At 46.6% G+C, this 22,664-nt stretch carries 22 protein-coding genes and 1 pseudogene; 16 read left to right on the forward strand and 7 right to left on the reverse strand.

Features of this window, described 5'->3' with window-relative positions:
• Positions 1-379 precede the first annotated feature (379 nt).
• The 13 genes from pstS (at position 380) to EXY20_RS38255 (ending at position 10,139) form a co-directional block, all read left to right on the forward strand.
• On the forward strand, positions 380-1,504 hold the full coding sequence (gene pstS, locus EXY20_RS38195; protein WP_167859809.1) for a phosphate ABC transporter substrate-binding protein PstS: 1,125 nt from the start codon (positions 380-382) through the stop codon (positions 1,502-1,504).
• An 84-nt stretch (positions 1,505-1,588) separates the two neighbouring features.
• Positions 1,589-2,572: a phosphate ABC transporter permease subunit PstC gene (gene pstC, locus EXY20_RS38200; protein WP_235886402.1), complete on the forward strand. Its 984-nt coding sequence runs from the start codon at positions 1,589-1,591 to the stop codon at positions 2,570-2,572.
• A complete protein-coding gene (gene pstA, locus EXY20_RS38205) occupies positions 2,569-3,423 on the forward strand; it encodes a phosphate ABC transporter permease PstA (RefSeq protein ID WP_207671407.1) in 855 nt (284 codons plus the stop codon). Before pstC ends, pstA begins: the two co-directional genes overlap by 4 nt.
• Before the next feature lie 12 nt (positions 3,424-3,435).
• Positions 3,436-4,194: a phosphate ABC transporter ATP-binding protein PstB gene (gene pstB / locus EXY20_RS38210; protein ID WP_135557703.1), complete on the forward strand. Its 759-nt coding sequence runs from the start codon at positions 3,436-3,438 to the stop codon at positions 4,192-4,194.
• Positions 4,195-4,221: 27 nt separating this feature from the next.
• Positions 4,222-4,881, forward strand: a complete 660-nt coding sequence (phoU, locus tag EXY20_RS38215) for a phosphate signaling complex protein PhoU (RefSeq protein ID WP_135557704.1) — start codon at positions 4,222-4,224, stop codon at positions 4,879-4,881.
• A gap of 28 nt (positions 4,882-4,909) precedes the next feature.
• The gene (locus EXY20_RS38220) at positions 4,910-6,070 is read left to right on the forward strand and encodes a methyl-accepting chemotaxis protein (protein ID WP_135557705.1); all 1,161 of its coding nucleotides are present in this window, start codon (positions 4,910-4,912) and stop codon (positions 6,068-6,070) included.
• A gap of 3 nt (positions 6,071-6,073) precedes the next feature.
• Positions 6,074-6,838 carry a response regulator transcription factor gene (locus EXY20_RS38225; protein WP_135557706.1) on the forward strand — a complete coding sequence of 255 codons (765 nt, stop codon included), beginning with the start codon at positions 6,074-6,076 and terminating at the stop codon, positions 6,836-6,838.
• A 36-nt stretch (positions 6,839-6,874) separates the two neighbouring features.
• Complete coding sequence (locus EXY20_RS38230) at positions 6,875-7,303, forward strand: arsenate reductase ArsC (protein ID WP_135557707.1); 429 nt, start codon at positions 6,875-6,877, stop codon at positions 7,301-7,303.
• Positions 7,304-7,316: 13 nt separating this feature from the next.
• The gene (locus tag EXY20_RS38235) at positions 7,317-7,643 is read left to right on the forward strand and encodes an ArsR/SmtB family transcription factor (RefSeq protein ID WP_135557708.1); all 327 of its coding nucleotides are present in this window, start codon (positions 7,317-7,319) and stop codon (positions 7,641-7,643) included.
• Between the two features lie 70 nt (positions 7,644-7,713).
• A complete protein-coding gene (gene arsC, locus EXY20_RS38240; RefSeq protein WP_135557709.1) occupies positions 7,714-8,136 on the forward strand; it encodes an arsenate reductase (thioredoxin) in 423 nt (140 codons plus the stop codon).
• 20 nt (positions 8,137-8,156) lie between these two features.
• Positions 8,157-9,230, forward strand: coding sequence for an ACR3 family arsenite efflux transporter (gene arsB, locus EXY20_RS38245; protein WP_135557710.1), 1,074 nt, complete (start codon positions 8,157-8,159; stop codon positions 9,228-9,230).
• Positions 9,227-9,697, forward strand: a complete 471-nt coding sequence (locus EXY20_RS38250; RefSeq protein WP_135557711.1) for an ArsI/CadI family heavy metal resistance metalloenzyme — start codon at positions 9,227-9,229, stop codon at positions 9,695-9,697. Before arsB ends, EXY20_RS38250 begins: the two co-directional genes overlap by 4 nt.
• Before the next feature lie 4 nt (positions 9,698-9,701).
• On the forward strand, positions 9,702-10,139 hold the full coding sequence (locus EXY20_RS38255) for a protein-tyrosine phosphatase family protein (protein WP_135557712.1): 438 nt from the start codon (positions 9,702-9,704) through the stop codon (positions 10,137-10,139).
• 157 nt (positions 10,140-10,296) lie between these two features.
• Here the strand turns inward: EXY20_RS38255 and EXY20_RS40775 are convergent, their stop codons facing one another.
• From EXY20_RS40775 to EXY20_RS38285, 5 genes are all read right to left on the reverse strand, one after another.
• Positions 10,297-10,482: a TIR domain-containing protein gene (locus EXY20_RS40775; protein ID WP_207671408.1), complete on the reverse strand. Its 186-nt coding sequence runs from the start codon at positions 10,480-10,482 to the stop codon at positions 10,297-10,299.
• Positions 10,483-10,583: 101 nt separating this feature from the next.
• Positions 10,584-11,291 carry a hypothetical protein gene (locus EXY20_RS38270; RefSeq protein ID WP_135557714.1) on the reverse strand — a complete coding sequence of 236 codons (708 nt, stop codon included), beginning with the start codon at positions 11,289-11,291 and terminating at the stop codon, positions 10,584-10,586.
• A 10-nt stretch (positions 11,292-11,301) separates the two neighbouring features.
• On the reverse strand, positions 11,302-12,927 hold the full coding sequence (locus tag EXY20_RS38275; RefSeq protein WP_135557715.1) for a hypothetical protein: 1,626 nt from the start codon (positions 12,925-12,927) through the stop codon (positions 11,302-11,304).
• Between the two features lie 14 nt (positions 12,928-12,941).
• Complete coding sequence (locus tag EXY20_RS38280; protein ID WP_135557716.1) at positions 12,942-15,215, reverse strand: hypothetical protein; 2,274 nt, start codon at positions 15,213-15,215, stop codon at positions 12,942-12,944.
• Positions 15,216-15,219: 4 nt separating this feature from the next.
• Positions 15,220-16,452, reverse strand: coding sequence for a hypothetical protein (locus EXY20_RS38285; RefSeq protein WP_135557717.1), 1,233 nt, complete (start codon positions 16,450-16,452; stop codon positions 15,220-15,222).
• 193 nt (positions 16,453-16,645) lie between these two features.
• On the opposite strand from EXY20_RS38285, the pseudogene EXY20_RS38290 reads away from it, so the two are divergent.
• Positions 16,646-17,197 (forward strand): annotated as a pseudogene (locus tag EXY20_RS38290) (DUF72 domain-containing protein); the annotation flags it as partial.
• 280 nt (positions 17,198-17,477) lie between these two features.
• Here the strand turns inward: EXY20_RS38290 and EXY20_RS38295 are convergent.
• Positions 17,478-18,380 (reverse strand): AraC family transcriptional regulator, encoded by a 903-nt coding sequence (locus EXY20_RS38295; protein WP_135557719.1) that lies wholly within the window; start codon positions 18,378-18,380, stop codon positions 17,478-17,480.
• Between the two features lie 137 nt (positions 18,381-18,517).
• Between EXY20_RS38295 and EXY20_RS38300 the strand changes: the two genes are divergently transcribed.
• Complete coding sequence (locus EXY20_RS38300; RefSeq protein ID WP_135557720.1) at positions 18,518-19,891, forward strand: DUF455 family protein; 1,374 nt, start codon at positions 18,518-18,520, stop codon at positions 19,889-19,891.
• A 96-nt stretch (positions 19,892-19,987) separates the two neighbouring features.
• Here EXY20_RS38300 and EXY20_RS39405 read toward each other — a convergent pair whose 3' ends face one another.
• On the reverse strand, positions 19,988-20,149 hold the full coding sequence (locus tag EXY20_RS39405) for a hypothetical protein (protein WP_167859810.1): 162 nt from the start codon (positions 20,147-20,149) through the stop codon (positions 19,988-19,990).
• A 211-nt stretch (positions 20,150-20,360) separates the two neighbouring features.
• On the opposite strand from EXY20_RS39405, the gene EXY20_RS38305 reads away from it, so the two are divergent.
• Complete coding sequence (locus EXY20_RS38305; protein ID WP_235886404.1) at positions 20,361-22,301, forward strand: S-layer homology domain-containing protein; 1,941 nt, start codon at positions 20,361-20,363, stop codon at positions 22,299-22,301.
• The last annotated feature ends 363 nt before the right edge of the window (positions 22,302-22,664 follow it).

A 22,664-nucleotide genomic window follows, 5' to 3' on the forward strand; every position in this document is an offset into this window, starting at 1 on the left:
AGCGCATCCTCCCATTCTACAAGAAGGTTTCAACTGGCTCTCAGTTCCGGAACGGTGGCTCAGTTTGACCGGAGACGTGGCTCAAATATTCCGGAACGATGGCTCATTTTACTCCGGAGTATTCACCAAAGCTGTGCAGCATTCATAAAACATTCCTCCCAACAGGTACGAATCGCGTAATCGTATATGACGTCATTCGTGATCAAAAGATGCAAAACGATTTTTGGAAGGCGTCATTCGTATTAAATATAATAACATAATTATATAATCATATTTAACATTCCGATAACATTTCATTGACACTACGCAAATAAAACATGCCTATGATTATAAACGAATAAGGATATTATCAATCACTAATATGTTGGGAGAGGGTACTGTGTTGAAAAGGTTGGGCAGATTCTCGTTTGTAAGTGCAATGATTTTGGCGTTGATGGTTACGGTTATTGCGTGCGGCACCAAAACGGATGACAAGAAGAGCGCAGCATCGCAATCGCCTGCGGCGTCACAAACCCCTGCAGCAAGCGACAAGAAGACGGATGCACCGAAAAAAGATATTACCATTACAGCAGCAGGTTCGACGTTTGTCAATCCGTTGTTCTCCAAAATGTTTGTCGAATACAACAAGTTGCACTCCGAAATCAAAGTGAACTATCAGTCGGTAGGTTCCGGAGCAGGCATCAAGCAACTCACCGAAGCGACGATTGATTTTGGTGCTTCCGACGCTTTTATGACGGATGAGCAGATCGCAGCTGTTAAGAATGGCGCAATCCATATCCCGGTGACGGTTGGGGCTATTGCCGTGATCTACAACGTTGACGGCGTGGACAAAGGACTGAAATTGACCCAGCAGACGCTGGCGGATATTTATATCGGCAAAATCACCAAATGGAACGATCCAAAAATTGTTGCGGACAACGCAGATCTGAAATTGCCCAACCTGGCCATTACGCCGGTGTATCGCTCGGATGGCAGTGGCACGACGGCGATCTTCACCGATTATTTGAGCACTGTAAACGATGAGTGGAAAACGAAAGTGGGCAAAGGAACGGCGGTTCAATTCCCTGTCGGTGTTGGCGGTAAAGGAAATGAAGGCGTAGCTGGTCAAGTCAAACAAACACCAGGCGCGATCGGTTATGCGGAATTGGCTTATGCCGTAACGAACAAAATCGGTTATGCGCAAATTCGTAACAAAGACGGCAAGTTCGTCTATCCGTCCTTGGAAGCTGCCACGTTAGCAGCGGAATCCGCCGCTCAAAACATGCCGGAAGATACACGGGTTTCAATCGTAGAAAAAGCTGGCGAGAAGGCGTATGGTATCGTCGGTTTCACTTGGGCGCTTGTCAATACGAAGTATGACGATGCGGACAAGAAAAAGGCCATCATTGAATTGTTGAAGTGGGTGTACCGTGACGGCCAGCAATACTCGGAAGCTTTGCAATACGCGAAAATTCCGGAAGCGATCGCCAAGCTGAATGACAAAAACATCGCGAAAATTCAATAATTCACGATCAACGAGCGTAAGGGGATGTTCATCCGAGTATCCCCTTCTGCCCGTGTGACGATAAGCGAAAGGTGAAGGTGCTCCTTGAACGGAAAACAATGGCTGGAACGGTTACCCGTTGGAGCGGAGCGAGAGGGAAAGAGACGAAGACGTCCGATCGAACAACTCTTTCGCTGGATGACGTTTTCGTTCGCGCTTCTCATTGTCCTTATTGCGCTGTGGATGGTCATTGCGCTGCTGGCTCAATCCGAGCTATCCATCAAAAAATTCGGGTTTTCCTTTATTTTTGAACGGACATGGAATCCGGTAAAAGGCATATTCGGTGCGCTTCCGTTTATTTACGGAACGGTCGTTTCATCGATCATCGCCATCGTGATCGCAGCTCCGATCAGTATTGGCGTCGCGCTTTTTTTGACTGAAATGTCGCCGAGGTGGCTTAAATCACCGATCGGTTTCTTGGTAGAATTGCTCGCAGCCATACCGAGCATCTTGTTCGGCCTGTGGGGATTGTTTGTGTTCGTTCCTTTCATCCGAGAATGGCTGCAGAAACCCGTATCACGCGTATTTGGCGAACTTCCTCTGTTTTCGGGTGCACCGATTGGACTCGGGATGCTGTCAGCTGGCATCTTGCTGGCCATCATGATCATTCCGATTATCACAGCGCTCGCGCGTGATGTCATCAGTGTCGTGCCGACGATTCAAAAAGAAGGCATTTTGGCACTGGGTGCTACCCGCTGGGAAATGATCTGGAAAGTCATCCTTCCTTATGCGCGGCCGGGCATTCTCGGCGCATGCATTCTTGGTTTGGGCAGAGCGCTCGGCGAAACCATGGCGGTGACAATGGTAATCGGTAACCGGGCGGAAATAAAAACGTCTCTATTCGCGCCGGGGCATTCAATGGCCGCGGTAATTGCCAACGAGTTCACGGAAGCGACGGAAGATATTTATTTATCATCTTTGATTGAGATTGGCTTGCTTCTGTTCCTGGTCACCTTCATTTTGAATGCGCTGGCGCGCTTTTTGATTTGGTCCGTTGCCAGAGGGCCGCGAGGAGGTAAGCGTTCATGAGGCATTCTTCCTTACGCATGCGGAAAACAACCAATTGGGTGATGATGGGGATTGTCGTGCTGTTTACGCTGCTTGCCCTTATTCCCCTCATCAGCATATTGAGCTATATCGTGATGAAAGGCTATCCGGCAATTAATTGGGACTTCTTTACGAAGCTCCCAACCGCGGTTGGAGAAACCGGTGGCGGGATCGGGAATGCAATCGTTGGAACCTTGATCCTGGTTGCCATATCTGCTGTTGTGGGACTGCCAATCGGCATTTTCGCCGCCATTTACTTGAATGAATACAAACCGACAGGGATGTTTTCATCGACAGTCCGATTCGTAGTGGATGTGTTGCTGGGTATTCCCTCGATCGTCATCGGCATTTTTGCCTACATGGCATTCGTCAGGCCATTCGGCCAATTTTCGGCTTTGTCAGGCGGGCTTGCATTGTCTTTACTAATGATCCCAATCGTCACCCGATCGACGGAAGAAATATTGCGTCTTGTTCCCGATTCGATCCGGGAGGGGGCCTATGCCCTTGGCATCGGCAAGTGGAAAACCATCCTGTGGATTGTAATCCCCTCGTCTTTAAAAGGTATTATTACCGGCGTCATGCTCGGGGTCGCACGTGTCGCGGGTGAAACGGCGCCACTACTGCTGACTGCTTTTGGCAATCACTTTTGGAGCAAAAGCTTGCATGAACCGATCGCATCGTTGCCGGCGCAAATTTACGAATATGCCAAATCCCCGTATGATGACTGGATTCAGAAAGCATGGGGGGCGGCAATGGTGCTCATCCTGCTCGTCTTTATACTCAATTTATTGGCTCGCTTGCTGACGCGTGGTCGATTCAAAAACGTAACCTGAGGTGATTTGGGGATGGCAAAAGAAATTCGGACGGAAAGCCTGAAAGCGTGGTACGGTTCGTCCTTGATCTTAAAAGGGATCGATCTCACGGTAGAGAAAAACAAAATCACCGCCATCATTGGTCCATCCGGCTGCGGCAAGTCGACCTTTGTACGTTGTCTTAATCGCATGCATGAGGTGGTGCACAGCGGCCGTGTAGAAGGAAACGTGTGGTTTGAAAATCAAAATCTGTACGACATGGCCATAGATCCGGTCGATATCCGCAGAAGAATCGGAATGGTATTTCAAAAACCAAACCCGTTCCCGTCGATGTCCATATTCGATAATGTGGCAGCAGGCTTGCGATTGAACGGCATTCGAAAAAAGAAAATCGTCGAAGAAGCGGTCGAAAAGAGCTTGCATATGGCGGCACTTTGGAATGAAGTAAAAGATCGGCTGCAGCACTCCGGCATGAGTTTGTCTGGCGGCCAGCAGCAGCGCCTTTGTATCGCCAGAGCGCTCGCCATTGAACCGGAAATATTGCTCATGGATGAGCCGGCATCGGCGCTCGATCCCATTTCCACGAGCCATATCGAGGATCTGATTTCAGACTTGAAAAAGCAGGTCACCATTGCTATCGTCACCCACAACATGCAGCAGGCCGCACGTTGTGCGGATCGAACAGCGTTCTTCTTGCATGGCGAACTAATAGAGTGCGATCAGACTGAAAAAATGTTTACATCCCCTGGCGACCAACGTACAGAAGATTATTTAACCGGTCGTTTCGGATAACCATTCGATAGCGGAAGGAATGTGCTCATGTCGCCGAGAGACAATTTAAATGTTTCGTTGTCGGATTTACACGCGTTGATTAAAGAAATGGGTTCCCGTGCAGAACGTGCCCTTCATGATGCAGTTGCCTCCTTGAAGAACGGAGATATCGCATTGGCGCAAAATATCGTTGCGGATGACATCCAAGTCAATGAATTGGAAAATAAAGTGCTTGAGCTGGGTGCAAAGACAATCGCCACGCAGCAGCCTGTTGCGAAGGACATGCGCAATATCATCATTGCGTTTCGTATTGCGAGTGACCTGGAGCGAATGGCCGACCTGGCAGTCGATATCGCCAAAGTAACGATACGAATCAATGGACAGTCGCTTATGAAACCGCTCGTCGATATTCCACGGATGGCAGAACTGGCCGGCTTGATGATTCAAGAAAGCATGCTCAGCTATATGTCCGAAGATGTGGAGCTTGCCTATAAGATGGCGCAAACGGATGACGAAGTCGATCATCTGTACAGTCAAATGTTGCGGGAATTATTTGTCTTTATGCTCGAAAATCCGCAAACCATCAATCAAGGCATGCTGCTTTGCTTTGTGGGGCGGTACTTGGAGCGCATTGCCGATCATGCGACCAATATCGGGGAAAATGTGGTGTATCTTGTGAAAGGGAAACGTCCGGATTTAAACGCCTAACCATACCCTAGTTAGGAGGGAACCATCCATGTCTTTGCTGAACCAGGGAAAGGAAACCTTGCTTGAAGAGAAATCGGATGCGTCAATCCTGCTCGAGCAGCAAAGCAATAAGCCCGGTGTGACCTTAAATGATTTCCTTTCCATGTCAGTCGTTTGGAAACCTGAAACGACATGTCGGGAGGTGTACCTTTCGTTTGAAAAAGGGGATCATGAATGCGGCGTCGTTTGTGACTCTCAGGGAAAACCGGTTGCCGTGGTCATGCGAAACCAGTTTTATCGGTCCATTGGCTCGGTCTATGGTCCCTCGCTGTATTTCCAGCATTCGATATTGCGGCTTGCCGATCCCAATGGTCTCGTGGTTGATGTTCAGATGCCTGTTACAGAAGTAATCGAACGGACGTTGCAACGACCCGAACAACATTTTTATGATTGCATCATGGTCACGGAAAACGGCAGATTATGCGGAATCGTGACCGTTGCCGGTTTGCTTGACATGTCGAGCAAATTGCAAAAACATGCTGTTCGTGAGCAGGTCATGGTTGCCCGCGGCACAAAACAGATGCTAGAACGAATTGATGATTCCTGCAGCGCGGTGATTGATTCAACAGATCAAGGCATGGAACTTTCCAACCAGATGATCGATGCGACACTGGATGGAAAGCTGGAACTGCAAAATGTGACCGCAACGTTTGCTCGGTATACCGAACGAATTGAAGAGCAAAATCGACAAATCGAGCAGCTCGAGATCCATGCACAATCAGTTGCTAAACTTGTATCGATCGTCCGGGAAATAGCCGATCAAGTCAATCTGCTTGCCGTCAATGCGGCTATTGAAGCCGCTCGTGCCGGGGAACAAGGGAGAGGCTTTGCTGTCGTCGCAGATGAAGTCCGCAAGCTTGCCAATCAAACGAAGATGCAGGCAACCGATATGGGAACGTTGATCAAAACCATGAAGGGATCTATCAAAGAAACCGTTTCATTGATCGAAATCGATATTCGTGAGACTACAGAGCGACTTCGCCATGTCGAACAAATGTCCGCCGTATTTGAACACCTATTTAAACTTGTTGCTCAGAATCGAACCCGTATGGAGCACATCCACGCGCACGCCGAAGTGGCTGGACAAGAAGGAGCCAATATTCTTACCGCGATTGAGCGCCTGATTGCCAACATGGAGGGAGCCAGTTGAGCTATGGGGTACAACATATTGCTCATCGAGTATGAGCCGACACTTGCACAAATGATCAGCTTTAGTCTGCGCCGAAATGGATTTGGCATACGTACCATGGAAGAGGCGGCAGCTATACATGCACTCACGCAGGATCATTTTGACCTGGTGTTGCTCGATGTGCAGGATCCTGGCCGCCGCGGCCTACGATTCCTCTCCCTGTTGCGCAAACAACGTCGGACAGTTCCCGTTATCATTCTGAGCGAATATACGAAGGAGTCTTTTATCGTGAGGGCACTTCGTTCAGGTGCAGACGATGTCATAAAAAAGCCGTTTGGGTTAGCGGAATTGGTTGCCCGAATGGAAGCTGTTCTCAGACATTACACGAAAACAACCCTTATTCCACTCCCAGGCCTATCGTATGAGACAGGATATCGATTCGGGGAGATTGATATTTACCCTCAGCGGTACGAGATCACCTGCCGCGGGGAACGGATGCAACTGCGCACAAAAGAATTCGATTTGTTCTTCTTTTTACTCAAAAATCGGGAGAAGCTATTCACCAAAGACCAGCTGTTGGACCATGTCTGGCAAACACAAAACCGTCATCCGAATCTGGTCAACCAATACATTGCCTTGCTTCGTCAAAAGATAAAGCCAGCGAATGGGTATATTCAAATTCAGTGGCTCAGTAAACACGGCTATCGGATGATAATCGGCGATAACGTTGCGAAAAAAGGCATTGGAAGCGAGCCGCAAGACAGGAAAAATTTTTTAGACCATATATAAGTGAATAATGATATAATTATTATTAGGAGGGTTCCTATGAAGCGACCATTTCGCATTTATTTTCTTTGCATACACAATCGCTGCCGCAGTCAAATGGCCGAAGCCTTTGCAAACGAGATAGGGGGGGCTGATGTCATTGCGGAAAGTGCCGGCCTTGATCCACAGCCGATTCATCCCATGACGATTGACGCGATGAAAGAAATCGGGATTGATCTTTTACAAAAACAACATAAAAAGTTGGAGATGAAGACTTTCATTAGTGCGCATATTATTATAAAATTATGTGATGATATGAATGAAAAATGTCCCGTTGTCCCCTTTGGCACTCGCAGTGAACATTGGAGCATCCCCGACCCATTACCCGCTGACGGATCAGAAGCGAACATGGATGAAGTGCGTAAAACACGCGATATGATTGAAAGAAAGGTACGCGACCTGTTGCGCAGCCTGGAGCTTTCAACATAAGAAAGGAGAAACGATGGATCTCATCTATAATATGGCGGAAACCTTTAAACTTCTCGGTGATAAATCACGGCTGACGATTCTTGCTCTTTTGCGTGAGAAGGATATGTGCGTTTGCGATATTGTTGACATCCTGGAAATGTCGCAGCCCAGCATTAGCCAACATTTGCGCAAACTGAAAGATGCCGGTCTTGTGCGTGAGACAAGAAAAGGACAATGGATGTATTACTCCTTAACGATTGAGGACTCGCCGATTGTTCAGGATGTATTGAAGCATATTCCGTCCCAACAGCCGAAGATCGATGAATTGCAGGCAAAAACAACGAAAATCGCATGTGATTGACGATTTTCGTGTTTTGTCGTTCTTCATATAAGTATATAATAACATGTTTAATTCAAGGGAGATGCGGAACATGGACAAAAAGCTGATTTATTTCCTGTGCACGGGTAACTCGTGCCGCAGTCAAATGGCGGACGGTTTCTTGAAAGCGATTGGCGGGGGACAATATGAAGTCAAGAGCGCCGGACTGGAAGCGCACGGCTTGAACCCAAGGGCGGTGCAAGTCATGAAAGAGGTCGGCGTTGATATTAGCGGCCATTCCTCCGATGTGATTGATCCGGCGATTCTGAACCGGGCGGATTATGTCATTACGCTTTGCGGCCATGCCGACGAGCATTGCCCGGTTATCTCCAATAAGAATGTCGTGAAATGGCACTGGGGCTTTGATGACCCGGCGAAAGCACAAGGAACGGAAGAAGAAATCATGGCGCAATTCCGCTCCGTACGCGATTCTATCAAGAACCGTATTACGGCTTTTGTTCAAGATGGGAAATAACGATATCGGGGGAATCAGCAGTGGCCAATCAAGATAAAAAACGATTGTCGTTTCTCGACCGTTATTTGACGGTCTGGATTTTCGTCGCGATGGCAATCGGCGTGGGGCTTGGGAACTTGTCTCCGGGCTTCGTGGATGCGCTCAATAAAATGCAGACCGGCACGACATCGATACCGATTGCGATCGGACTCATTTTGATGATGTATCCGCCGCTGGCCAAGGTGCGCTACGAAGAGCTTGGGCGTGTGTTCCGCAATGGCAAAATACTTGGGCTTTCGTTGGTACAAAATTGGGTGATTGGCCCGATCTTGATGTTTGTGCTGGCGATCGTATTTCTTCAAGGGTACCCGGACTACATGGTCGGCTTGATTATGGTCGGACTTGCCCGATGCATCGCGATGGTTATCGTTTGGAACGACCTGTGTAAAGGCGATACCGAATACGCCGCGGGACTCGTGGCGTTCAATTCGATCTTCCAGGTATTGTTTTATTCGGTGTATGCATACGTATTCGTCACCATTTTACCCGGGTGGTTCGGCTTGCAAGGAATGGTCGTGGACATTACGATCGGAGAAGTTGCAAAAAGCGTATTCATCTATTTGGGCATTCCCTTTCTTGCGGGTATGCTGACTCGCTTTACCCTGGTGAAAGCCAAGGGCCGTTCCTGGTACGAGACCGTTTTCGTGCCGAAAATAAGCCCGCTGACGTTGTTAGCACTGCTGCTTACGATCATCGTCATGTTTTCTCTCAAAGGAGACGTGATTGTGGAACTGCCGCTCGACGTCGTGCGTATCGCAATTCCGCTGCTGATCTATTTCGTCGTGATGTTTTTGGTGTCGTTCTTCATGGGCAAACGATCGGGAGCCGGCTATCCCGTTACATCGACGCTTGCCTTCACCGCGGCGAGCAACAATTTTGAGCTGGCAATTGCCGTTGCCGTCGGCGTGTTCGGTTTGCACTCCGGAGCTGCGTTTGCCGCCGTCATTGGCCCACTTGTAGAAGTGCCGGTCATGATAGCACTTGTGAATGTTGCGCTATGGTTCCAACGCAAATACTTTTCATCCGGAGTGATAGGAAAGGGGTCAAAAGCATGATTAAACGTATGCATGTAGCTGTCAATTGCTCCGACCTGGATAAGTCGCTCGCGTTTTATCGTAGTTTCTTCGGAGCAGAGCCGACCAAAGTAAAAGACAACTATGCGAAATTCGAACTGGATGAACCGGCGCTTCATTTTTCGCTCAACGTACGTCCCTTTGAGAAAAATGGCGTCTTGAATCATTTGGGGTTCCAGGTAAACGATACGGAAGACGTACTGGCGATGGGAGAGCGTCTGCGGCAATCAGGTTTGCTGTTAATCGACGAGATGAACACCACCTGCTGCTATGCCGTTCAGGATAAAGTATGGGTCTACGATCCGGACGGCAACGCGTGGGAGATCTTCTATACGAAAGCCGATTCCGAATTTGAATCCGCTGGGGATGCAAGAGATCTTTCACTTTGCTGCGCACCGCCGGCAGCACCGGTGAAAGTGGAATTTGGTTCGTTTAAGAAGGGGTTGTAATGCGATGACGACCGAAAAAAACTATCATGCTCTGGTACCGGATCGAATCTTTATGGGCGCAGCCGACGATGTGGAAGCCATGGTGATAAACGAAGCAATCGACGTCATCGTGGATTTGCGCGGAGACGCGACTGCATGTGCATATCCTGGAGCACGTTCAGAATGGATTCAGATCCCGTTGGCCGATCAATCCGGTATCACGCAAGAAGAGGGGTTCCGGCAAGCCATAGCGGCAATCACAAGGGCTTTCGGGGAGAATAAGAAAGTAGCATTTCATTGCAATGGGGGTCGGGGACGGACCGGTGCCGTTGCTGCCGGCACTTTGATCGCACTTGGATTGGCTCAAACCGTTGTTGAAGCGGAAGCGAAGGCAAAAGCGATCCGGAGCGAAATTGAAATCAAACCAATGCAGAGAGAATCTCTAGATAAACTGTTCTCATGACCATTCGTCCTGTTTGCTTTTGGTGCTATTTGTTCTTTGATTATAGAGAAAAAGACTTCAGTTCAAATACAAAAAATTTGATGGATCTGACAATCGAACAATATTCTTTTTTGGTGACAAGAACATTGTAAGGCTTTAGTCAGATGGATTAGAATTATTAGTTTATGCACTTAGTAAGCAAAACCACTGCATTTCCGACATCTAAAACATGTTCAAGTTTTTCGATTATCGTTTTCCCCATATTGACTTGTTCATAAAAGATGACAGGTTCTAATCCGAATTTCCCAATAAAACGGGCTACAGCTACTTTTGCAAAAGTATACTTTCTAAAGTTAACAACCACAATGCGATCATTCCATGCATTGTGGTTATTATTTTTCGCCTCTAATCGCCAGAACCGTTGTAGGTATATGTTTAGTCACTCGACAAAATCGAGACATGAAACTAGTCGTTAACATGATCAGGTTCAAACAGATTTGGGTATTTAGCTTTTAGTTTCTCTTTTGCCTTAGAGTCATTTTCACTACCCCCCTCTGTGGTTTTCGATTCTGGGAATAACTTATGCAGGCTGTTAATCGAGCCATTTTTTGAAGCATATTCTTTAAAGTCGAGCATTTTTTTTTCTAAACCTAATTCTTGACGTTTGTGTGCAAACATACTGCTAACTATATAAGTCTCATACAAATTTTTATAAAATATTGCTTGGTTCTGATAATGTTTTGATTTCTCAAGGAGGTCATTATATTGTTTCTTCATAGATTGTAACTCTGTTAATTGTTTCTTTACATCGTTATAACTTTCAATCGTTTTTTGAAATATAACCTCTAAGTTTTGCAATTCTGCTAACATCCTTTTAGGATTATTACGATATGTTTCGTATATGAAACCGAAGTTGGGATAGTATACTGAGTCCTTTTCAGTTACACCAATTTCTCTAGTTATCGGAGAATTAATATCGTCAATATATTTTCCGATTCTGCGCATGAAAGTATTACGACTAATACCGGTATTTTGTTCTAGTAAACTGTATGAAAGCTTTGCGCCACCTATTTTGTATTTAATATCAAGTGCAATTTGCATTAACTGATCATCTGTATACTGTTGAGGCTTTCCTCTTGGTCGCTTCATTAATTCGTCGTCCTTATTGTTCATAGTCGTTCTCCTAATTATTATGAATGAAATTGCGAAGAAGCTGCGTGTCGACAACTACTTTCTGGTCCATAAAATGTTGTAAACCTCTCGAAAGATGTTTTAGATCGGATGAATCTTCTACATTGTTAGTCCTGGAGATTTTACCAAATAAACTTTCCATCATTCTTACTTGCCGTTCGATTTTACGGTTTATTGTTTCGGAGTAGTCTTCTAACCAATGGATCGCTTCCTGGTACTCTTCAGCTGACGGATTGAATATAAAGTTGGGGCAATCTCGACAATCCTCAATGCAATTTCGTGGGAATTGTTGGTCTTTACATTGTCCATACTTAAGGGATCTGATATATGGATTTTTTTCTCCATCATGCATTTTTCCAATATCATATGCTTTTCTTCTTAGACCAAAGAATCCAGATGACAACTGACTTTCAATACTTCTTTCTTTTTGCTGAATTGATGCAAGTCTAAATATATACGTTTTTGCAAGTGTTTCCATATGCGAGTAGTAGTTTTCGGGCGATTCGATTCTTGATTGACCAGCCATTCTGGAGATTGACAACATATTAAATCCTTGTAGAAACATATTAATTATTGCGAAGTGTCTAGTATCGCCGCCGCGTATTCGTTGATGCTCATAATTGCAAAATGTATCTTCAATGATTTCTTTATAAAAACGATCGATCCAATAATTTAAATTTTCAGTGGATAGGAACTTACAATCATCTCCATTTTTTGGACGGCCGTTTGATTTTCGATACTTTTGATGATATTCGAAAGGAATTAAATAATTGCTATCTGAAATAGGTTGATAAGTACTTTGAAAATCCCGAATAAAGTTGTGTACCTCTTCGGTTACCTGTATCCACTGATACCATATTTCCTTTTCAGGGGATTCGCTGATAGATTTAGAACGTGGGATTTCTAACCAGTATGTATGATTTCGTAAATCTAAACAATAGTATCTGATTCTAAGAAATTCATTGGGACGCATAGGCACAATGTTAGTAATGTACCACCATAATTCAACTATATAAAAGTACTGTTTTCGTTGACTGTTTTTTGGTTCCAGTCTGGAGTATAGATTGATTAAATCGTCAAATTGAAATATTTGGTCGAATGGAGGCAAATCTCGATTAGAGTTGTCCGGGTATACAACTGTTTGTAGAATTTGATTAATCTGATCGTTGTTTTGAATAGGGTAAAAACTTAAAAATGATTGTAAAGACCATGACAACGTATACGCGCTCACTGTTGATAAGCTATGTAAATATTGTTCTAAATCATTGAGCTTCATTAGTCCCCTAGATTTAAGGATGGCATGCTTGATTAACCAATATTGTCTTTGCAACGTCCCGATTGTTGTGCCTGATAATCGTTTTACTAAAATATATCCCTTCAGTGCGATATTTAGTTCTTGGTGAATTTCGATATCGAATAAGAACTGAATTGGTCTTCCTTCTAGTTCATCTTTAATAGACCATATGTGGGATTCGAATTTGTCTGCAGTAACATAGCCATCCTTCTTAAGCGAATCAAATATTTCATAGTAGTAGTTCAGTTTATTAGGATTGAAAGTAATATTCTTCATGATTTCTACTTTTACAGCACCGACTAATACATTGCTTATTACTTCCATGATCTCAGCCTCACTTATGTTATATGTAGTTTGTTAGAGACTTTGCCGAGCAATGTGTGCAACTCATGTTTAGATATAAAGGCATCTACCTTTTCCCAGCCTAAGTGTTCTACAGCTTCTGAAAGTAATAATAAAATGCTATTTATGAACTTGTTTTCTCTAATGATTTCGGCTTCATAATCCGAATCATGTAATAATGTAATCCGATTTTTCAGCTCACTTACAGCTTCAATAAGAATAAACTCCTTTGGTATAAAATAATCACAACCAAAGCAGGTCTTCCGTCGTGGATGAATGCATTTAGGATAAAGTAAGCATTGCCCCTCTGAATGTTTTGAGGGCATTGTTCCTCTAAACACTTGATAAAGTAAATATACGAGATCTTCATGAGCCATTTGAGATAATTTAATAACTAGAGGTCCTTTATGTTCAGCTTTTAAGTTTAGGTACTCTGCCCATCGTTCGATTTGTAAAGAGTTATATTTATTCCGGAATTCTTGAATAAGAGTAGTTCTTTTCTCTAATGATTGATTATTTGGCTTTGAATCTTGGAGTAATAAAATGATGTAGTTATAAACCCATCCGAAGTGGCCTCTATTAAATAAATTTAGCGATACACGATTGACCGATCCGTCCTGATTCGAGGATTCAACATATATAGCAGTGGTCTCTTTTTTAAAATGTGAGCGAGTATTTTGTGTCAAATCTAACGCAAGGTCTGCGTCAGTAGTAATTCCTTCAAGCACGTTGTGGAAAAAATATACCATAGTGCTTCTATTCATAACCAAACTGCTAAAATCAAATAAATCTTCTTCTTCACCAAAGAAACCCATATGAGCTCTTGCTCCTGAGGAGAAAACAAACTCATTTTTCTTTCCAGAAACAAATGAAGCAAGCAAGTTTGTATTGTATTTTTTCAATGATTTATTAGGCTTTCTACTGTGCAGTTCACAGAGGACTAGTGAAGTCGAGAAACACATTAGGAGAGTAGGATCAAGATAAAAATGTAGTGGAGCTAAATTTTTATTTGCAATGCGATTTTGAAAATGGAGATAGACCTCGTTTGCTATAAGTTGGGCTTGGGTAGTATTTAAACGGTTAGTTTTAAACCATTCGAAACTATCGATTCCAATTAACTCAATTGATACATTTGGTAACTGATAGATAATATCGTTTGAACGCCAATTGTTTGTTAAATGCATTATGACAAAAAGCCACATATTCGCATAGTGTCTTTTTTTAATCGCATTTTCAAGATGCAGATCAATATTTTGCACATAGAAATAGTACTTTTGATAAATGGTCGGATTATAGATCTTTTTTTCTTTTTCTAAATTATCCAATTGCTTTTTTTTTCGATTTTTACGTTCGAGTCTGTATCTTTTCTCAGTAATTACCAATGCGGAAGCAATTGCGTAATTATAAAATAATATAAACTCTTTTTTTGTTCTGTGCGTGATGGAATCCTTTTCAAGAATATCTTCTATAAGTTGACTTTCTATGTTGAATATTTCTTTTCCTTCGATAAGGAGATCATTTAATAAATTATATACTTGTTTACCGTAAGTTAATAAATGCATAAGGGTGGTTGGTCTACCATGGGATTTTGCAATTTTTGATATTATCCAAGTTCTAAACAGTTGATGAGAATGGATTGGGATTTTAATTGAAGCGGTAGAGAGGAATGTATCCATATTTAATATTGCATCTTTATTTGTATATTCTTGATGTGGACTAAAAGCCTCCATTTTTAATCGTTCGACTTCTTCTAAGGAAATGTATGTGTGACGCGCAATAAGTTTGAAATCCTTAAAATGACCTCGCTTTATTTTCTGATAAATATAACCTTCTGGGGCGCCTAATTGTTTCTCAAGATCTGTTGCACTTATATAATTCGTAATGTCATCCATTGTTAGTTCGTCAATATAACTTATGGGGACGCGAATGACGCCCTTATACAAAATACTGATACCCAAACACATGGATTCAATTGTAGATCTAGTGTAGGGGGTTTTTACAAGCTTAGCAGCAGCTTCGGTTAAGGTACAATACTCAGTTAACATTATAGCAGGATCAAGGTGGTAGTTGTTCTGAGTTAAAGTCATAACAAGCACATCCAAAGCTTGTTCAGGATAAGAAAAGCAATTACCAATTTTGAAGAACTCTATTTTTTGTTCTTTTCGAAGACCTTTAAGAATTTTTATTAATGTATAGTTCGATAAGTCAAACCCCTTACTTTTTACGATTGAATATAAATCGTTTATTTGGAAGGTTGAAGGCATCTCCATTTCGTCACCTCTTTTGACTCCGGTCAATTAACATCGGAATATATTCCCCGTGCATGGATTCGAACTTCTCCTCAATTTTAACCCTCATTCTCTCGGTATTCGACATATATGCCAGTGAGGATCGTGGGTCCTTATCACCCCGCATAAAAGCGAGATCAAAAACAGATTCAACTTCATCGGCTAGGATATTTGTAAAGGTCCCCCGTCCAATGTGTGTGCTCCATTTTCCTTTGTTAAGATGAACTGCAACTAATTTATCTTTCGGATCCCCGTGCTCTCTAAGGAAATTGATAAACACTTTCTTTATTTTGGTGAAGTATTGTCGATAGCATTCTGCAGTCATGGCGTTGCCATCTCTATTAACAAATAAAGCCCCTGATCCGTCTTTGGTATTATATAAAGAAATGTGATCATTAAATAAGCATGTCCCCCAATTATTCACTTGGAGAATAACTTGCTGACGATTTTTCTTTACATAGTTTGAACCAGAACTGTTCTTAAGATCGGATCTTAAGTTGTTCGAATGTAGTTGCACCAGAAAATCCCCATTGGAATAGCTTTTTCGAACAGCTGATTTTAGTAAGTTCACGACTTCGCCTACACGCAATCCACCAAATATTTGCATATAAAGCCCCAAGACAATTGGTCTGGCTACTAATATTGCAATTTCTAAAAGCAAAGGGATATATTTTAATGGAAGCATATGTTCACTATTAGTGGGTTTATACTGAGGATAATTAATGGTTCCAAATGGAGAGGCATAATAAGATCCATATTGACCTTCAACCTTAATAAATGTGCCGGGCGTGAGGCTAATGGTTTCCTTATCAGTCAACCATTTATAAAAAAGAGTTAACGTGCGTTCGTAAAGTTGAACGGTTTTTCTGTCCTTGTTCTGCGAGAGGATATTGAGAAATATTGTGCCATGTTCTAAGTTAAGATCTTTAAAATAATTGATGTTAAGGCTAATCCGATTCGCAATTATAAAGTTCATAAAACTAGCAATATTCATTGCATGTTTTCTTTGGGTGTTAAAGCTTCTTCCTAACCATAGACTAGATATAAATTCTGACAGGGGATGGACAACTTGAATATCCCTAGAAACATCTTTTAATCCAACCATGCAATATTGTCTTTTTGATTTTGGATCTTCATTATATAATTCGATCCAAACAGGAATGGCTGTGAATTTAAAAGATTCAGAAAATAAATTGATCACATTTCCATTTGGGTTCATCAATAAATTACCCCCAATTGAATTATGTACAATAGTAGTCTCAATCTCGTTAAAAGATATGTCATTAATTGTATGATAATGTAGAAAACATTAATGTACAATCCCCCTATATACAGATTTCTATGAAATGTCGGTATAATAAAGGAATATTCGTCATGTCGATATTGATTATGTACAAAAGTTATTTTGTACAGTTTTATCAAGATACCCGCCGTGGTTCGACTGCCGGCGCGAGAACGTGGACAAGCTGCGGCAAGCGCGGGAGCTGCTGGGCGATCTGCCGCTGGCGCTGGAGTTCCGTCACCAGAGCTGGTTCGCGCCGGAGATGCGCGACCGGACGCTGGCGTTTATGCGCCGCGAGCGCTGGGCGCACGGCGTGTGCGACGAGCCGCAGGCCGGCCTCGGCTCCGTGCCGATCGTGCTGGAGGCGAGCGACGACGCGGTGACGCTCGTTCGCTTTCACGGGCGCAACGTTTCGGGCTGGAACAGCGGCGGCTCCCCCAATTGGCGCGACGTTCGCTACTTGTACCGCTACGACGAAGCGGAGCTGCGCGAATGGGCGCAGCGGCTGGTGCAGTTGCAAACGATGACCCGGGATATCTATGTCATCTTCAACAATAATTCCGGCGGCGATGCGGCGGGCAACGCCAAACAAATGATGCGCATACTGGGGCAGGCGGTGTACGAACCTCCGGAGGAGAAGCGGCCGCCGGAACCAGAGCAACTCGATTTGTTTTCGCCGTAATGGCTGACCGAACAAATTGCGTTGCTCCTGGATGCCCTGCCGCTCGCCCGTTGGATACCCCTCGCATTCCCGCACTCCGGCGTCGCGACAACTTCCTGATAGCGCATGAAACATGCGCTGCAAGGCCGCGCGACAACGGACAAATCGCATCTTCTGTATATAATTTCGCATATAATCTGCCGATGCCCCCAATTGTCCGCTCAACATGCGTTTTCTCCCCAGCCGAATATATGCCTCTCGCCGGGCCGGCATCGTTACGGGATGCGTCGCTTGAAGCTTCTCACGGCTGATGCACCGTTCCGCGGCTGTTTGTCGCTTGATTGCGATATTCGCGCGGCGTTACGCCAAGTTTGCGTTTGAACAACTGGGTGAAATACGAATCGTTCGACAAGCCGATCTCCCGCGCGACGGCCTGAACCGGCAGATCGGTCGAACCGAGCAGCAGACAAGCTTCCTTCATCCGCCGCGCCGTCAAATAATCGGTCACGGAAAGGCCGGTATCCTCGCGAAACAGGTGCGACACATGGTGCGGCGACAAATGCAGCTCATCCGCCAAGCGGCCCAAATCGAACGGCTCGCGATAATGGCGCTCGATCCACTCCATGATCGATTCGGCATGGCGGATCGCCCGCAGCGCGGTTTCTTCGTCCGTCCCGCCCGGCTGCGGCAACGGCAGGCAGGCGGAGCGGATGAGCGGTAGCAGCGCAAGCAGGAACAGCAGGAAATGCTCCAGCTTTTCGGCGCCGGCGGTCTGGTAGATCATCGGTTTCGCCCGGTCGTACAGCAACACGAACGCCTCCAGCGTCGTTCCCTCCAGCGTAAACACCTGCTTCGGCAGCCTTCCTTTCCAGAACCAGCGCGCCCAGTGGCGCAGCAGCGGAAACGGCTGCAGATACGTATCGACCACCGCGGGATCGTATACGACGACGCTGCGCACATAGGTCACATCCGAAGCGCGCATCTGCACCCGATGCAACTGGTACGGCTGAAAGACGATCAGCCTGCCGGCATGAAGCGGATACAGCTTCCGCTCCATCAGCACTTGGCCTTCTCCCTCCAAAACAAGCAGCAATTCCAGCCCCTGATGGGAATGGAACATATCCCAGTCGGTTTCCGCCGTTTCGAAGCGATGGGAGAACAGGAACGGCTCGTCATTCATCTCCAAACGTTCGATCAGCCTCATGCGCGCCCCGCCTTCCCTCGTATGGCTTCACGTCAAACCGCAATATAACAACAGTTTAACACAATCGTGCGAGACCTCAACTTGTTATACTGGCACCATAACCATCAACCATCTTGACAGCAAAGGGATGAGGGGCCATGAACGAATACCGCGAAACGAGTGTAGTCGACCATGAGGAAGTGCAACAGAAAAAGTTTTCCCACCAGGACGGCCGGTTCCTGCGACCGATCGATACGGCCAAGCTGGTGAGCACCTTGATGTGGCACGAGTTCGAGCTTTCCCGCATGGCGTTCGGCTGGATGCCGGCCATTCCCGATTATGCCGTGAAAGGCAAGCTCGGCCGCGCGGGATATGTGCATAACCAGCATGCCAAGCTTCTGTACGAGCGGCTGACCGAACTGCCAGGCTCCATCGGCGAAAAAGACGGGTCGCCCGCCGTCATTCGCGAGTTGTTCGAGCGGATCGCAAGCGCGCCTTCGCCGGCGGCGTTTTATCGCGGCTACCTGTTTGCAGTGCAGCGCATGTACGCCGAATACGATGCGCTGTCGCAGCGGCTTGATCCGATTCTCGATGCGCCGACGTGCGACAAGCTGAAGTTTATTGCCGTGGAGCGGGGAGCGCTGCAGGATTGGCTGCAACCGCTCGTTCAATTCGCGGGCAGCGACGACGCCGCAAGTACGGCGGAGCTGCAGCAGTGGCACCGTTACGTCGAGGCAGTCTGGGGGTTGTCGGCCGAAGCGATCGCGAGCGGCAAGAATTCCGAGGAAGTGCGCTATCCGGCGCATCCGACCGATTCGCCGGCCGGGCCGGTGCCGGTCGAATCGTTGAACGATCCGCATTTTCCGCCCAGCACGCCGAATCCGAAATACAAAAAAGCGTACACCGACCCGGACCTGTCGCCGCTCGGCGGCAGCATCAAACAAATGCATTACATCAATGCGACCGAGATTGGCGCCGCCGAAAGCTTGTGCTACCTCTACTACGGCGTACGGAGAATGCCGCTCGCCTTCTACTTCGACCTTGCCCGCCATCTGTGGGACGAAGTGCGCCATAGCCAAATGGGCGTCCGTCGTTTGGAGCAAATGGGGTATCGGACCGATCAGTTCAAATTTTTCAAAGGTTCGCCGGGCCAGCGGATCGATGAGCTGAAGAAAGAATGGTTCCCCGATATGTACGCGGGGTTGACCATGGTGGCAGAGCCGTGCTCCTTCATCAAAAAGCGCAAAAGCGCCGAAAATTTCTGGAAGTTCGGCGATGCGCTATCGGCGATTCAAAGCGAATTCGATATGGTCGACGAGCGGATGCATGTCGATTTCGGCAAGAAGTGGGGGCCGGAGCTGTATAAGCAGATCGACGACATTATTACGGCCCAGGAAATGTCCGAACGCATGCGTGTCCGCCGGCTCGAAGGGATGGGCGAACTGCCGCAAGAGGAAATCGCCAAAGTGGTCAAAAACTTCCCCGGCTTCTGCGGCCTGTCGACGGTCGAGTTGGAATATAGCAATTACTAATTACTAAAATAGAAGCGTCTGATTGATTTTTTAGCAAACGCCGGCTAACCCGATTCGTTCGAACGGGTTGCCGGCTTTCTCTGCGTTGCGAACAGGCTATTCCTGGCCTTCGTGTTTTTCCCCGACTTTGCGGTTGCGCTTGTTTTGCGTTTCTTCGGCTTCCTCCAGCGTGTCGTTGACGAACGCCATATCCTGATTTTCCGCCATCATGTTCGTTGTGCCTTTGTAATTGCCGTCGTGCGTGTTGTTTTCTGCCATGGGGGAGAGCCTCCTCGTTGTGGAAATAACGCCATCTTTACGATGCGCTTTCGGCCCGGTTGTTATGCAGTCGCCGCGTATGCCATAACTTTTATCGAATTCGACATATTTATCCAACCGGCCTTGTGCTATAATCGGGTAGATAGACTCAGAGATTCGAAAGGGAACACTGCCTTTTGAACTACATTATCAACGAGGAGCCGGACTACGTATGAAGAAATTTCTCATCGCCATGCTTGTGGCCGTCATGATGGCGGCTGTACCGCTATCCGTCATTGCCGATGACAACGTGCTGCAGAACCAGGCCGTAAATGGCGGCGTCATCAACCAAAACATCATTTTTATCGATATCGACCAGGATTATTGGGCTTATGACGCGATTGCCGATATGAGCAAACGGGGAGTCATCAACGGCTATGACGACGAGACGTTCAAACCGCAAAATTCGATTACCCGGGAAGAATTCGCCAAGCTGATCGCCATGACATTTTCACTGGACTTGCCGAATCCGGAGCAGCCTACCTTCGCCGACGTGCAGCCCGATCGTTGGTCCTATTCTTATATAGAAGCGGCCAAAGAGTTCCTGACCGGCTATTTCCCGCCGAAAGGCAAATCCTTCTACAGCCCGGAAACGAAAACGACTCGCGAGGACGTTGCGGTGGCTCTGGTGAAGGTGCTTGGCTACACGCCGGATGATCTGGAGGACCCGAATATTCTGGAGCGGAATTTCGTCGACGTCAATGAGATGTCGTTCGGATTGCGCGACTATATCGCGTTGGCGACCGAAAAACAGCTGATCAGCGGGTATGACGACTATACGTTCCGCCCGGAAAATCCGATCACGCGCGCGGAAGTTGCGACGCTGCTTTATCGCAGCATCAAATCGTCGGCAATGGATCAAGGAGAAGCGCCGCTGCTAGACGTCAGCATGCCGGCCACCACTTCGAGCGGTACCTATTACATTTCGGGCAAGACGAACAAAAATGCCAAGGTCACGATTAACGGCAAAGAGATTAAAGTGGACAACGGCGAATTCAAGGAAGGGTTCCGGCTGGAGAAAGAGGGCACTTATAACATTAGCATCGTTGCGAAAAATGCCGGCAACAAGCAAACGACAGTAACCAAAACGATCACCTTCGAACAAGAAGGACCGAAGCTTGTCATCGATGACCTGCCGGCGACGACAACATCGCAGACGATCGATGTGTCGGGCCAAGTGACGGACAACTCCGACAAAAATGCTTCCGTTTATTTGAATGACCAGAAGCTTGACGTGTACGGCTCCTCCTTCCGGCGCACAGTGACGCTGCAGGAAGGCGAGAACGAGCTGGTGTTCAAAGCGAAGAACAGCGCGGGCAAAACAACGACCGTCGTCCGGACGATCACGTTAAATCTCGGCGGTCCGGCGTTGAAGATCGACGATATTCCGGAGTCGACGACTTCGCAGACGCTTTCGGTGTCGGGTACGGTAAAGGACAATAACGACAAAAACCCGACGGTCTATTTGAACGATGAAAAGCTCGACGTATACGGCTCTTCCTTCTCGCGCACGGTGACGCTGCAGGAAGGCGAAAATGTGCTCGTGTTCAAAGCGAAAAACAGCGGCGGGAAAACAACGACGGTCACGAAGACGATCCAATTGAACCTGGGCGGCCCGGTGCTGACGATCGACGACATGCCGGAGACGACAAAACGGCAATCGTTATCGGTGTCGGGCACCGTAAAGGACAAGAATGACAAAAACCCGACGGTCTATTTGAACGACGAAAAGCTCGACGTGTACGGCTCCTCCTTCTCGCGCACAGTGACGCTGCAGCAAGGCGAAAACGTGTTGGTGTTCAAAGCGAAGAACAGCGGCGGAAAAGTGACGTTAATTACGAAAACGGTCGTTTTCAATCCGGAAGGACCGAAGTTGAACGTAAACTATGTGCCTGAAACGTCGAGCCAATCTACCGTTTCCGTGTCCGGAACCGTTACCGATGTCAATGATTCCTCGCCAGGCGTGTATGTGAACGATAGCAAGCTGTATACCTACGGTTCCTCGTTCGACAAGTCGGTGAGTCTGCAGAAAGGCAACAATACCATTGTTGTCAAAGCGACGAATAAATTCGGCCAAACGACGACCGTGACCAAAAATGTTTATTATCCGTAACCTATACTTTCCTCAGACTCTGCTCTCGTGAGCAGGGTCTTTTTTGTGGTTGTATGGATGTGCCCCGGGCGGCAGCGGGTGGCGATCGCGATAGGGAAGCCGCGATGAAGCCGCCATTTCTTGCGGCGGCGGTTCTAGCAATTTTGCGACTCTCATAAAATAAACTACTACCGTCTACCGGGGCGTAACCGCTAGAACGGCCGAAGCTTTTGTCAACAGGAGGACAACCATGTACATCCCGCCCGCGCTCAAACGCGCCGCCCAAACGCTGCTCCGCCGCTCCGCCGCCCGCTCGCTTGCGCCGCAGCGCCGCAGCTCCGCCGCGGACGCCGCTGCCGCCCGCGCCTTCGGCGCCGCGCCCGC

The sequence above is a fragment of the Paenibacillus cymbidii genome, from assembly GCF_004764705.1.
In the GTDB taxonomy this organism is placed as follows: domain Bacteria; phylum Bacillota; class Bacilli; order Paenibacillales; family NBRC-103111; genus Paenibacillus_AN; species Paenibacillus_AN cymbidii.